12 protein-coding genes are annotated in these 12,553 nt (G+C 56.7%); 4 read left to right on the top strand and 8 right to left on the bottom strand.

Going from position 1 to position 12,553, the window contains the following annotated elements; all coding sequences use genetic code 11:
* Positions 1-37: 37 nt before the first annotated feature.
* The 4 genes from AC5JQH_RS12180 to AC5JQH_RS12165 are packed head-to-tail and all read right to left on the bottom strand — an operon-like array spanning position 38 to position 4,326.
* Positions 38-1,393: an MBL fold metallo-hydrolase RNA specificity domain-containing protein gene (locus AC5JQH_RS12180; RefSeq protein WP_493805639.1), complete on the bottom strand. Its 1,356-nt coding sequence runs from the start codon at positions 1,391-1,393 to the stop codon at positions 38-40.
* Positions 1,390-2,310: a ribose-phosphate diphosphokinase gene (locus AC5JQH_RS12175; protein ID WP_493791851.1), complete on the bottom strand. Its 921-nt coding sequence runs from the start codon at positions 2,308-2,310 to the stop codon at positions 1,390-1,392. Before AC5JQH_RS12175 ends, AC5JQH_RS12180 begins: the two co-directional genes overlap by 4 nt.
* A complete protein-coding gene (locus AC5JQH_RS12170; RefSeq protein ID WP_493791852.1) occupies positions 2,307-3,821 on the bottom strand; it encodes a thymidine phosphorylase family protein in 1,515 nt (504 codons plus the stop codon). The genes AC5JQH_RS12175 and AC5JQH_RS12170 overlap by 4 nt, the downstream gene beginning before the upstream one ends.
* Before the next feature lie 46 nt (positions 3,822-3,867).
* Positions 3,868-4,326: an ATPase gene (locus AC5JQH_RS12165; protein WP_092034305.1), complete on the bottom strand. Its 459-nt coding sequence runs from the start codon at positions 4,324-4,326 to the stop codon at positions 3,868-3,870.
* Positions 4,327-4,518: 192 nt separating this feature from the next.
* Here AC5JQH_RS12165 and AC5JQH_RS12160 point away from each other — a divergent pair, with 192 nt between their 5' ends.
* Positions 4,519-5,844, top strand: a complete 1,326-nt coding sequence (locus tag AC5JQH_RS12160; protein WP_053113971.1) for an IS1182 family transposase — start codon at positions 4,519-4,521, stop codon at positions 5,842-5,844.
* A gap of 196 nt (positions 5,845-6,040) precedes the next feature.
* Positions 6,041-6,199 (top strand): hypothetical protein, encoded by a 159-nt coding sequence (locus AC5JQH_RS12155; RefSeq protein WP_493805638.1) that lies wholly within the window; start codon positions 6,041-6,043, stop codon positions 6,197-6,199.
* Between the two features lie 330 nt (positions 6,200-6,529).
* On the opposite strand, the gene AC5JQH_RS12150 is transcribed toward AC5JQH_RS12155, so the two are convergent.
* On the bottom strand, positions 6,530-7,876 hold the full coding sequence (locus tag AC5JQH_RS12150) for an ISNCY family transposase (RefSeq protein WP_474541292.1): 1,347 nt from the start codon (positions 7,874-7,876) through the stop codon (positions 6,530-6,532).
* A 126-nt stretch (positions 7,877-8,002) separates the two neighbouring features.
* On the opposite strand from AC5JQH_RS12150, the gene AC5JQH_RS12145 reads away from it, so the two are divergent.
* On the top strand, positions 8,003-8,266 hold the full coding sequence (locus tag AC5JQH_RS12145; protein WP_493805637.1) for a hypothetical protein: 264 nt from the start codon (positions 8,003-8,005) through the stop codon (positions 8,264-8,266).
* A gap of 83 nt (positions 8,267-8,349) precedes the next feature.
* On the opposite strand, the gene AC5JQH_RS12140 is transcribed toward AC5JQH_RS12145, so the two are convergent.
* Positions 8,350-9,042 carry a transposase gene (locus tag AC5JQH_RS12140; RefSeq protein ID WP_493805636.1) on the bottom strand — a complete coding sequence of 231 codons (693 nt, stop codon included), beginning with the start codon at positions 9,040-9,042 and terminating at the stop codon, positions 8,350-8,352.
* 496 nt (positions 9,043-9,538) lie between these two features.
* On the opposite strand from AC5JQH_RS12140, the gene nhaA reads away from it, so the two are divergent.
* A complete protein-coding gene (gene nhaA / locus AC5JQH_RS12135; RefSeq protein WP_493805635.1) occupies positions 9,539-10,732 on the top strand; it encodes a Na+/H+ antiporter NhaA in 1,194 nt (397 codons plus the stop codon).
* A 39-nt stretch (positions 10,733-10,771) separates the two neighbouring features.
* On the opposite strand, the gene AC5JQH_RS12130 is transcribed toward nhaA, so the two are convergent.
* Positions 10,772-11,830, bottom strand: coding sequence for a hypothetical protein (locus tag AC5JQH_RS12130; protein WP_493805634.1), 1,059 nt, complete (start codon positions 11,828-11,830; stop codon positions 10,772-10,774).
* A 69-nt stretch (positions 11,831-11,899) separates the two neighbouring features.
* Complete coding sequence (locus AC5JQH_RS12125) at positions 11,900-12,526, bottom strand: LysR substrate-binding domain-containing protein (protein ID WP_493805633.1); 627 nt, start codon at positions 12,524-12,526, stop codon at positions 11,900-11,902.
* Positions 12,527-12,553 lie beyond the last annotated feature (27 nt).

The raw sequence follows: 12,553 nt of genomic DNA, 5'->3' as shown, positions 1-12,553 counted from the left end.
ATATCCGGATTACCCCGGGTATTTGCCCGGTCTCACATCAAAGACGCAAAATGGATTGGTAGCTTGCCACCTCCACCTCAAACCGGGTGTTCTGACGCAAGTGATCCTTCATGGCCTCCAGCGCATCAGGGTCTCCATGAATCAAGTTGATCGGCGTTTCGGGGGCTAAGTCACTTTGAGCCAGCCACTGTTCAATCTCTGTGAAATCTCCATGTCCGGAAAGCCCACTCAACACCTCCAGCCGGGCCTTGACCGGAACCCAGTCGCCGTGGATCTTGATCCTTTCCGCTCCATCAACCATTTTGGCGCCTCGTGTCCCCCCTGCCTGATAACCGGCAAAGATAACGGTTGTGCGGTGCTGGCCGAGGAGACGCTTGAAGTGATGAAGAATGCGACCGCCCGTTGCCATACCGCTGCCTGCAATAATTACGTGCGGGTAGGCCTGATCAGCCAGCGCCTTGGAGTCCTGGACGCTGCGGCTATAATGAACGGTGCTGCACATTTCGTGGCATTCTGAACTGCTCAACCGATGCTGATCTTCGTAGCGGCAGTAAATCTCAGAAACATCAATCGCCATGGGGCTATCCAGATAAACTGGCAACCTTGGAATTCGTCCCGCCTTCATCAGGTCGGTGAGCATATGTTGCAAGACCTGCGCTCTGCCCACGGCAAAGGCTGGAATCAGTATATTGCCCCCTTTGTCGACCGTTTCGTTGACGATGTCCGCCAATTGTGACGGCAAATCCACGTCTTCGTGGCGACGATCGCCATATGTTGATTCCAGCATCAGCATGTCGAGTGCTGGCAGGGGTGCCGGTGGCCTCATGAAAATATCATTGAGGCGGCCCACATCGCCGGAAAAACCGACGCGTTTACCTTCCGCCTCGATGATGACACAGGCCGCCCCGAGAATGTGCCCGACCGGTCGCAGATGAAAGCGTATATCACCGAGCTGGATCACTTGGTGAAAGTCCACCGACTGAAACAGCTCCATGCAGGCTTCTGCATCCTCCTGATCATACAGGGGCTCCGGATTCTCATGCCTGCTCAGCTTATGGCGGCCGAGGTAATGTGCCTCCTCTTCCTGAAGATGGCCGCTATCGGCCAGCAATATGCTGCATAGCTCTCGGGTGGCATGATGGGTATAAACCGCCCCCCGGAAGCCCTGCTTGTACAACACGGGGATGTAGCCTGAATGATCCAGATGGGCATGGGTCAGAAGCACGGCATCCAGCGAGGCAATATCGAGCGGCAACGGTTGCCGGTTGCGCTTTCTCAGCCACTTGTACCCCTGAAACAGGCCGCAATCGACCAATACACGTGTCTGGCCGGTTTCAACCAGGAACTTGGAGCCGGTCACGGTTTCCGTGCCACCCAGAAATGTAATGTTCATCGGCGCTCATCCTCCACCTGATTGAGAAAATGCCTGACCGGCGGCACCAGCAACTCGCTGACATCGATCTCATTGCTGCTGTGTGGAACCGTGTTGGTGGTCACCAGCGTCTGCAGGCCGGTACCCAGAAGGTAGGTGTCCGAGGCCTCCGCAAAAATGCCATGCACCGCCGCACACAGGATGGCCTCCGTGCCTTGTGCCTTAAGTGCCCTGACACACTCGCCAATGGTGCGGCCGCTGGAAATAACGTCATCAATGATGACGGCTTTCCGGCCGTTATACGCCGAGATATCCGGCAAGGTGACTTCAACGCGCCGGTCACCCAGACGCTGCTTGGTGCCAATGACATAAGGATGGTTACTGGCCTGCGCGATACTTGATACCCATTGCTCACTTTCCGCGTCCGGACCTACCAGCAACAGACCGTTTTGCCCCCGTAGCCAATCCGCCAGCGCCGGTGCTCCCTGAACAACTTGCGTGGGTACGCTGTAGATTTCGTCAAGAGACTGGTACCTGTGCAAATGCGGATCAACGGTGATCAGCCAGTCGATATGTAAAGACAAAGACTGGGCAAACACCCTGGAAGTGACCGCCTCCCCTTCTTCGAAGCGTCGATCCTGGCGCATATAGCAAAGATAGGGCGCCACCAACCCAATCGACCTGGCACCGAGTTCCCGGAGAGTTTCAAAGAGAAACAGGAGAGCAAGGTATTTGGTGTCTGGATGCGTTAGGTCGGCCAATATTACGCAGTTCGCACCTTTGACTGATGTGAGCACACGTAAGTAGGACTCACCATCAGGGAACCTCCGCACCTCCAAACTTCCCGGCTCCAGATTGAGCCGATCACAAAGTTTTTCCCGTAATGGATGGGGAGCAAGGCTGAACAACACACTTTTTTCAGTAATGCCCACAATCATTCCTCTCGCTTTACAGTGAAGATTGCCGGCCCCATATCGTTAAACGCCAGCGCATAATCCTGCTGCCCCGGACTGTCACTGAGCAATTCATAGAGAGGCTCTCCCTTAGTGACTCTATCACCGACGGTCGCCAGTAGCCGCAGCCCTGCGGTAGAGCTGGCAGGTGCGCCTGCCAGCTTGGCGACACGGGCAAGCCGACGATTGTCGATAGACACGATTGTTCCGGATTCCGAGCACAGAACTGGGCGCCTAAAACGGGCTTCACCTAAGCTCCTCTGCCCTCCCTGAGCCTCTGTTATACGCTTGAACTGCCCCCAGGCAGAGCCGTTTTGAAGTAGTCGTTCTGCTTTGACCATCCCCTCTTTCACGCCACGACCATCAGCCAGATCGAACAAATGGCCAGCCAGCATGATGGCGCGGCTCCGTAGATCCTCCGGCGCACCCCGCTTTCCCTGCAACACGGCCAAAACATCACGGGCCTCCTCTGTCGGCCCGATCCCTGCACCAACCGGCTTGCTGCCGTCTGTCGCGATGCAGCGTACCTTCAGCCCACAGGCCGCCCCAACGCTTGTGAAAAGAGAGGCCAGCCGGTCGGCATCGCCGGGCGTTCGAACCTTGGCCGTCTCCCCCACCGGAATATCAATCACCGCATGGGTGGAACCGGCAGCAATCTTCTTGGACAGCACCGAGGCCACGAGCTGGCCCTCACCATCAAGGTCCAGCGCTCTCTCGATGCGAATCAACAGGTCATCAGCCGGGCTGAGGTTCATCGCCCCACCCCAGGCGAGACAGGCACCGGTTTCTCTGACCACACGGCGAATCTCGTTCAGCCCAAGCCTCACATTGGTCAGCGCTTCCATGGTGTCCGCTGTTCCCGCCGGTGAGGTGATGGCACGGGAGGAGGTTTTAGGCATTACTAAGCCTGCTGCGCTGACGATCGACACAACCAGCGGCGTGGTCCGGTTGCCCGGCAGGCCTCCAACACAGTGTTTGTCGAACACACGATCCACGCCTGGCCAATCGAGCTGTTGTCCGCAATTCACCATCGCCTGGGTCAAAGCAACAATCTCATCGAAACCTAATCTGCCACCCGCACAAGCGCTCAGGAAACAGGCTATTTCGACATCGCTGTATTTGTGTGCGGAGATATCGGAGACAATGCGGGCCATCTCAGCCGGAAGCAAGCTGTGTCCGAATACTTTCCGACGAACCAGACTCAAGGATTCGATATAGGGCGCATGATGTACTGAAACCAGGTCAGACTGAGCCACCCCGAGCCGCTCTATGGCGATATCTGAAAGCCCCGCATACCCTTTGGGAACCGTTTCATCAGACGAAATATTGAGAGTTGCGATGATGGAACGTCCCTGCGAGGAAATTCCCACCCTGGAACTGGCGGCGAATCCTTCTGAAAGGCACACATCACAATCATCACGCATGTAGACGACAGGCTCCTGACGAGTATTGATACCCATCTTGAAAACCCGTAACTGACTGGAAGACGCCACCATGTATCAACATCCTTTTCTGCGTCGAAGAATAATTTCAGTGTTCTGATCAGAGGTCGTTCATACGCCCTATCTGCCTGGCCAATCGCATAGCTTCGTTCTCTTCCATGGTTAGCAACGACTGCAGTAATTCTTTCGCCTCGGGAATCTCGGCTTTGTCGGCCATGGTGCGATAAAGGTCCTCTATCTGATCATGGAAATCGAATACTTCTCTGCATATGCCCTCAAAATCCAGCTGTGCGTAGGGCTCATCGCAGGTTCTGTGGGTCTTAATGGGATGGTGAGACAGGTAGTCGTAGACCCTTGTCTCCAACGCTTTGGAATCGCCCTGCGACTTGAACTCGTTCACAATACGTTCCATTTCCGATTCATGGGTCGCCAAATAGTCCAGCAACGCTTGTGCTCGCTCTTCTTCATTCTTAGTGGCGCAGTGGGACAGGCATCTTGCAAGATGAGCATGCAGGTCCCGTGTCCAGTTAATAAGTTCTCCGAAGGTTTTAATATCCATCTTCCCTTTCCCTTATGTTGTTTCGTTTTGACAATTACGCCAGCAGACAGCCATTACCTACCACTAAAACTCATGAGCCTGAATTCATGCTGAAAAAATCCAACAAAAGATGAAAAAAGAGCCTCTCTATAATGAGGAATTGATACGCATCAAACTTTCCACTTTGGCAATTCTTCAGCACCGGAGAATCCGATGGGAACCACCTTCCGCCCCTATTCACCTGATCAGGAACTGCTTCTTCCCCCGAGCCTGAACGAGTGGCTGCCCGAAGGGCATCTGGCCTATTTCATCAGTGACGTGGTCGAGGAACTGGATCTGAGTGCCTTCTACGCCCGGTATGAAGGGAGCGGTCGGCGCAACTCGCCTTTCGATCCGCGGATGATGTTGAAGGTGTTGATCTATGCGTACGCGACCGGCGTGTTTTCATCACGAAAGATCGCCCGGAAGTTGGAAGAAGATGTCGCCCTTCGGGTCCTGGCGGCTGGCAATTTCCCCAGACACCGCACTATCTGCGATTTTCGCAAGCAACACCTGGCTGCGTTCAAGGCCGTATTTATTCAGGTGGTCCGGATCGCCCAGGAAGCGGAATTGGTTACTCTCGGTACGCTGGCGATTGATGGCACCAAGGTCCGGGCCAACGCCAGTAAGCACAAGGCCATGAGCTATGACCGCATGCGGGAGGAAGAAGCCCGTCTGTCAAAAGAGGTTGATGAGCTTTGTGGCCAGGCTCGCCGTGTGGATGAATCGGAAGACCAACAGTTTGGCCCGGATCAGCGGGGCGACGAGTTACCCGAAGAGCTTCAGCACCGTCAGGGGCGGCTGGACAAGATCCGGGCAGCGAAGGAGAAACTGGAAGCGGATCAAAAAACGCAAGATGAGGCCAAAGGCCGGCATCCAGACGATGATCGCCGCTCACCCAAGGGTGGCCGGAACTTCAAGAGAGATTATGGAGTTCCGGAGGACAAGGCCCAGAGTAACTTTACCGACCCCCAAAGCCGGATCATGAAAACGAATGATGGGTTCCAGCAATGCTATAACGGCCAACTGGCCGTGGATGGCGAGTTCCAGATCATCGTGGGCAACCGCCAGGGTAACAACCCCAGTGATAACGGCTGTCTGGTGCCGCTGCTGGGCGAGGTAAAAGAAACTCTGGGAAGTTACCCGGGCCAATGTCTGGCTGATGCGGGTTATCGCAAAGAGGAAGACTTGCAGGCATTGGAGACAAAAGGCATAGATGGCTACGTCTCGCTGCGCCGGGAAGGCAAAAAAACCGGAGATATAAACGCGAGCCGGTACCCGGCGACGGCCCGCATGGAGGAGAAGCTTACCACGGCGGAGGGGCGAGCAGTCTACGCTCAGCGCAAGCACATGGTTGAGGCGGTGAATGGCTGGATCAAGAATGTCCTGGGCTTCCGGCAGTTCGGCTTGCGGGGCCTTCAGGCGGTGCAGGGTGAATGGGATCTTGTCTGTCTGTCGCTCAATCTCAGGCGCATGAGTTCACTGATGAGGCTGGCATAAGTCGCTGAGGCAGCCTTTGGCTCACGGTAGGTACAGCTGGGGCCCTGCGATGCCCCTTTTAACCGGTTAACTGGCTGGATCGAAAGCGATGATGGAGCCGATCCGATATCGCGAACACTCCTTCCGGCCAGACAATGATCCGGTCTGGCGGAAACGAGGGCTCAAAACGTTTCTGCCGCGCAGACTCCTAGTCCTTTTGGCTGCATTTACACCCGTAGGACTAGTGGGCCTGATTGTCGGTGGTGCTGCTATTGCCGTAGGCGCTGCCGGCACCGCTGTGGCTGCCAATCATGTTTTTGAGAAAAACAGCGGCAGTTGGTACGACGACATTATGGAGTGGCTGGCAGCCCTATGACCTTTTCGACTCTACTCGGGATCTGTTTCCTCTTCATTCTGATTGGATGGGTTCTTTTTCTTCTCTTCGGACAGATTACAGTCAGAAGGCTAAGGAAAAATCCCGAAACCAGGGACAAACTAGTTCCCATCCATAAACAGGCGTTTTTCAATATTCACACTTGGCGAGGCCGGCCACGGAACCACACCTCACCCTCGCTTCACACACTTCAGGACCACGGGGGGGCAAATTCGCCGTCCGAGGCCGCATTAGGACGGTTTTCGGGCGAACTCACCCCTCGGCCCCTCTAGCCGATGCACTCTACCTGAGTTCGGCGGATCTTGGGATGGGCTAAGTGGGGCGCTGCCGCGTAAACACCGCCAGATTATGGGCCACCACCGCCGACCAGACATAGGCTCGGAAATGAGACAGCCCCTTCCAGGTGCAGCGAGTCAGCCCATAGGCCCGCTTCAAACACGAGATACCCGCCTCAATACCCGCCCGAAAGTCACACAGCCGACGATAGACCCAAAGGCTTTTCGCCATTTGCTCGACCCTCAGGCCCTTCTTCTTGCGAAAGGCCACGTCCTTGACGCCCAGGGCCTTGGCGTGGCGCACATTCGCCTGGCTGGCATAGCCGCCATCGGCGGCCACTTGGCGTGGTGCACGCCCGTAACAGGCGATCTGCCGTTCCAGCAGCGGCATAAAACGCTCACTGTCGGCGGGGTTGCCTGGCTCGATCAACACGTCAAGCACCAGGCCGCTAACGCCTGTCGTCAGATTGAGCTTGTGGCCATACTGGATCTCTCGCCCACCCTTGATGATGATGTCCGTATGGGCCTCGAACAGGCTGAACACCTTCTCGCTTGCCGGCACCGTTTCCCCCTTGAGGACCCGCCGCTCTGTCTGATCGATCACCCGCGCCAGCAAGACGCCATAGCGCACCGCCTCCCCCTGCCAGTCGGCCAGGTCCTGCGCCTCCACCGCCAGGGCCTCCAGCCTCAGTTGGGCTTCGTGCAGATAATCCAGCGTGGCACGGGCCACTTTGAGCAGCTTCCGGTAGCGCTTGTCTTGCGACTGCCTGCCTCGCCCATACTGGATCTGGCGATCATACTTTTTCGCCGCCCGACCGTGATCATGCCAGGTCAACCGGGTGTCGCCCGCCAACGCCTGAGCCCACTTCAGCAAGCGAACCAGGACGCGGACCCCGTCCCACAGCAGGCTGCTATCGGTGGGTGGATGAATATCCGTCTCGGTCACCGTGCTGTCTACCCGCACCTTGCGTCCACGCTCGACCTTCTCCGCTTGCGCACTGACCAGCAACGTCCGGTTGATCCGCTCCCAGCTTTCGGCGCGAATGCGGCCGATGCAAGCCTGAAGCACGGATTTGCGGGGCCGACAGGCCGGCTCCAGCCGCGCAAAGGCTTGAAACGACCGAGAGTCCTCCAGGCAAAAGGCCAACTCCTCGTAGCTGAGCTGGCGGCGCTGCTTGAGCAGGGCACAACGCAACACGGTCTCCACCGACAAGCCACGGCGTCCGGTCGGCTTCACCCGGTCTCGGCCCAAGTCCGCAGCCACCCCCTCCAGCACTTCGGGGTGCTCATCCAGCCAATCGGACATGAGCTTCAACTCACGGCCGAGTTCGTGCTCGGCAAACACATCGAATATACTGCGTTGTGCAATGCTTTTTTTTCGCATTGTGGCCTCCGCGGATTTTGGTTTTTCTTTTAATTTCAATTGGTTGAAACAAAGAATGCCATTTTCCGCCGGAGGTTTTATTTATTCAGTTCGCATTTTTTACAATAAGATCATTGGTTTACGTTTATGGATGGGCACAAACTAGGACTTGAGTTCGCCAGTCGCTGGGATATTTTCAACGTCGCTGGCGCCATGTGCCGCCCCCAATGGCTCAGCGAACGGCTCAGACGGTCAACCCTCTCCTTCACTGCGGCAGATGAGCGACCAATTTACGAAAACACCAACTGGTTTGACCGCCTGTTGGGCAGGACGATGTTTATCATGATGATGGGCGCGGTTGCTGTCATGCTGGTTTTGATGCTGATGCATTTTATTGGGCTGGTTAATTGAAGGCTGGCCCTGACACAGGCTTCTGAGAAGCCCGCTTCAAACCTCAAGCGCGATTGAAACCGGGACTTGAAACCCAGACAGACCTATTTCTCACCTTTCGGTCGCCCAGGACCACGCATTTCCACGCGAATGCCGGTACGCCGCTCTACCTCATCAATAAATCGTTCACCACCTGTCAATTTGTTTCGATCGATTGCCTGACGAATCAAACCATCAGATATCGCGTTGGCACTATCGGCAACGAAGTTACGATAGTTTTGAATCCGATCCTCTGGGGTTCGCCCAAGGTTGCCCAAGGTGGGCGGTTCATCAAGCCAGTCTTGGGCCATAAGCCCTACCCGTGCTGGATAGCTGGACCAAGGGTATAACTCCGGAAACTCCACCATCTGCGCCTTCACCGGGTTCAGTTCGACGTAGCGGCAGCAGCTCAACAAGTAAGCATCCGTATCGATAGGGCTGACCTTGTACCGCCCTTCCCACAAGGAACCACTACGCCCTTCCATACTATTTACGAAACGAGTCTGGCGACCTGCGAGACGCTTCATCAGTTGGGGAATGGCGGACAGTTCATCCGTCGCGCGGACCACCAGATGGACATGATTGGTCATCAGACAATAACTGTATACCTCCAGACCGAGCGTTACCTTCCACTCTCTCAGATTCGACAGGTAGTACTCATAGTCGCGAGTTTCAACAAACACGGCCTGGCGGTTGTGACCGCGCTGTACAATATGATGAGGAAGTCCGGGCACGATCACCCGAGCCTGACGGGGCATTGGCTTCTCCTTGCCTTGTGGAGTCAAGGCACAGGATCCGTCCTGTGCCTGGGGATTTGTATTCTAGCCTACAGAGAAAGGCTTGGGTGCGAGCGGGGCCAAACTTTCAAGGACCGGCGCGTGGAAAATAGATCTGTCCCGGTTTCCGGATCTGTCCCGGTTTCCGGGTGGATGATCAATCCGGCAGAGACGCCGCCTGATGCTCATACACCAGATTTGACAATAACTCCCTGTTGAAGGAACAATACTATGAACGAGCTGGCGTACTTCATGCCTTGGGCAGGAAACATATTCCTGATGATGCGTTTCGACTGCGGCGCTCGTGTGACGGGCCATGGACACGGTACGACCAAGCATGGCAAAAGGATGCCAGAGGGACAGTTCACCGAATGCCTACGCCGGGCACCTCCCGACAAACATCGGCTCGCCCCACCTGTTTCGGCCTGCGGTTTGCCGAACAAGCAATGTATATGACAATATTTATTTGGCCTCATGCATGACGACACTGACAAAACAGGGATCTGAAGAACGGGCGGCGGGCTTAATTACCGTTGGTGCCATGCTCTTGGCGTTGGTGCTTGCCAACACCCCGCTACGCGAGTTCTACCAATTCCTGCATCACACCCCTGTGTCAGTGCATGTGGGCGCCCTGGGCATCCACAAGCCGCTGATCCTGTGGATCAACGACGGGCTGATGGTGTTCTTTTTCCTGTTGATGGGGGTCGAACTCAAGCGCGAGTTGCTTGGGGGACTGTTGGGCTCGATCCAACAAGCCGCACTCCCCGGCATCGCTGCGATTGGCGGCATGATGCTGCCGGCACTGATCTACCTGGAGATCAATGGAACTGAGGGTATCGCAGCCCACGGCTGGGCCGTGCCTACCGCCACCGACATCGTGCTGGCGTTGGCGGTGCTCTCGCTGCTCGGCAAGCGCGTCCCCCCCGCATTGCGGGTGTTCCTTATGGCCTTGGCGGTATTCGACGATCTCGGTGCCATCATAATCATCGCTTTGTTCTATACAGAACGCCTCGCGGGAGAGGCCCTGATTATCGCCAGCATTGCCCTCGCTGGGCTCACCGTTCTAAATCGCTTGCGGGTCATGAGCGCCCTGCCTTACGTGCTGCTGGGGCTGGTGTTGTGGGTCGCGGTACTCAAATCTGGGGTTCATGCGACCTTGGTCGGGGTCGTGATCGCTTTTGCCATTCCTGCCAAGACCAAAGATGGCCATCGAGAAAACTCCCCCCTTGCTCGCACCTACCTTGGCCTGAAGCGCTGGGTCGCCTTCGGCGTCGTGCCCGTATTCGCTTTCTTCAATGCAGGAATTGTGATGAGAGATGGAAGTGAGGGTTTCGGCAACGTCTTTCTCGGTGCAGCCCTCGGCCTCGTGCTAGGCAAACCGTTGGGGGTGTTTATCTTCACCTGGCTGGCAATCCGCCTACGCCTCGCACGACTGCCCATCGGGGTTCACTGGTGGCACCTCTTCGGGGTGGCCGTGCTGGCGGGTATCGGTTTCACCATGAGCCTGTTTATCGCCGGACTGGCTTTCGATGCCCCGGCGGCTCTGACCGCAGCCCGCCAGGGCGTGTTATTCGCCTCTGCCATCGCGGCACTGGTCGGCAGCGCGGTTCTGGCGGCAACGCTACCCAGCGAAGCCGACGTGACCAAACTTCATCCTGGCACCGAGGGGTAATACGACTGTGATAGGTGCGGTGCTCCTCACCAAACTGCTCTAGCACCTGCTGCTCATCGCGTCCAGCTTGTCCAGTCTTGACACAATGGCTTGCCTGACCGATTGAGGATCGCTGCCATTAGCGAGCAGCAAACCCGCGGTATCAAGCGTTCCCCCATGATTGGTGTAACCGAAAGCCAATGTACGATCCCGCCCCAGGTCCAGAGGACGACAAACGCCCAGCAGGGATTCCGGGCGCATATGGCACACAAATACCCGCAGCTTTACATCACTGGCGAACAGCGCCGCTCTGTTCTGGCCGGATGACTGATGCTCCGCCTCTACCCCGTCCCGAGGGTCGCGGAAACGCCCCGGTTCCAACAGGCAGACAACGCCGCATGAGATGCCCTGCTCGTTGAGGTCGTCAGCTACGGCCTCACAAACCTGCCGTTGATAGGCTCCCACGGCGATTAACTGCACGTCATTACCTTCGCTTAGCGCAAAAGCACCATCCATCACCAATTTCTCGGCCTGCCGGCTTTCCAATGCTGCCGGCAACCGACCTTTGGGAATTGTCATGGCCCAGACCTGCCCTTGCGTCTGATAGCAAGCATTAAGGCACGCCAACGCGCTGTTGCTGTCTGGCGGATAGACTACGCGGGCGATGTCACTCATCTCACCCATTAACACGTCGCCAAAGGTCGGGTCTTGGTGAGACTGTTCGTTTTTGCCATTTTCCCAGAGGTGCGACGTGGCAATGATAGGAACCGAGAGCCAGCGAGCCGGCCGGCCCAGGCTTTTCTGGTGCCTGGCAAAAATGATTTCCTGACGGAGAGCTCCGACCATTTTCATGGCAAATGCCTCATAGGAAACCACTAAGTTCAGACCGCCCTTGTTACCCAACGCTGCATTGACGACAGCCTCTTCATTAAGCGCCGTGATCACCGAGTCGTGCAGGGATTCGGCCAGCCCGGGCTCGGGGGTCAAGGTCCGGTGCTTCAACAAATCAAGAGTCTGATTCATCTGATTGCTGCGCAGTTCATCCGGATTCCCCAGTCGTACACGTAAAGCCGGGTTGGCCTTCACAGTGGCCACAAATAGCTGATCAATGGCGGCCATGGGCGAGCTCTGTTCCCCCGCGGAAAACCGGGACAGACCTATTTATCCGGAAAACCGGGACAGACCTATTTATCCACAGTGCCAGCGATCCCGCAGCAGGCGCTCGAGGTGGTCCCGAATCCAGATAATGCCGGGATCCCGGTCATGGCGGGCGTGCCAGACCAGGTACATGCTGGTGGGATCAACCTCAAAGGGCAGCTCTCCCATCCAGAGCCCGTTCACAAAACCGCAGTCCTGACTGATGAGCTCCGGCACCGCCGCAATCAGGTTTGTCTCCCGAAGCACCTGCGGCACGATGGAGAAATGATTGACGGTGGCGGCAATCCGGCGGCTTTGCCCCTTCTGGTCCAGGTAGCTGTCCACGAAACCATGGGCGTCGCCCGACATGGACACAAGCAAATGCCGGGCCTCCAGGAATTCCTCCATGGTGATCGGCTTACCCGCCAGCGGATGTCCTTCGCGCATCGCCAGCACGTAGCCACCCTCAAACAACCAGGTGCTCCGCAGGCTGTGGTCGTGCTGGTTCAGAACGCCAACCGCCAGGTCCACGTGGGCTTCGCGCAGATCGTCGTAGGTGCCATCGGGCGTGTACGAGGAGTTGTTCGTGAAGCTCGAAGAGTCACTGGGGCACGCCATGCGGGAGGACGCACGGCGAACTGAGGACGAAGCGCCGGCGTGGACAGCGCCAACGGACAATCACTGATCACGAAAACAAAAAGGCCG

The organism is Marinobacter sp. H13 (genome assembly GCF_059072335.1).
This window is presented reverse-complemented; position numbering and strand designations above follow the sequence as displayed.

Coding starts and splice junctions, on each gene's coding strand:
- AC5JQH_RS12180 (WP_493805639.1), bottom strand. CDS start 1,393: ATGAACATTACATTTCTGGGTGGCACGGAAACCGTGACCGGCTCCAAG.
- AC5JQH_RS12175 (WP_493791851.1), bottom strand. CDS start 2,310: ATGATTGTGGGCATTACTGAAAAAAGTGTGTTGTTCAGCCTTGCTCCC.
- AC5JQH_RS12170 (WP_493791852.1), bottom strand. CDS start 3,821: ATGGTGGCGTCTTCCAGTCAGTTACGGGTTTTCAAGATGGGTATCAAT.
- AC5JQH_RS12165 (WP_092034305.1), bottom strand. CDS start 4,326: ATGGATATTAAAACCTTCGGAGAACTTATTAACTGGACACGGGACCTG.
- AC5JQH_RS12160 (WP_053113971.1), top strand. CDS start 4,519: ATGGGAACCACCTTCCGCCCCTATTCACCTGATCAGGAACTGCTTCTT.
- AC5JQH_RS12150 (WP_474541292.1), bottom strand. CDS start 7,876: ATGCGAAAAAAAAGCATTGCACAACGCAGTATATTCGATGTGTTTGCC.
- AC5JQH_RS12145 (WP_493805637.1), top strand. CDS start 8,003: ATGGATGGGCACAAACTAGGACTTGAGTTCGCCAGTCGCTGGGATATT.
- AC5JQH_RS12140 (WP_493805636.1), bottom strand. CDS start 9,042: ATGCCCCGTCAGGCTCGGGTGATCGTGCCCGGACTTCCTCATCATATT.
- nhaA (WP_493805635.1), top strand. CDS start 9,539: ATGACGACACTGACAAAACAGGGATCTGAAGAACGGGCGGCGGGCTTA.
- AC5JQH_RS12130 (WP_493805634.1), bottom strand. CDS start 11,830: ATGGCCGCCATTGATCAGCTATTTGTGGCCACTGTGAAGGCCAACCCG.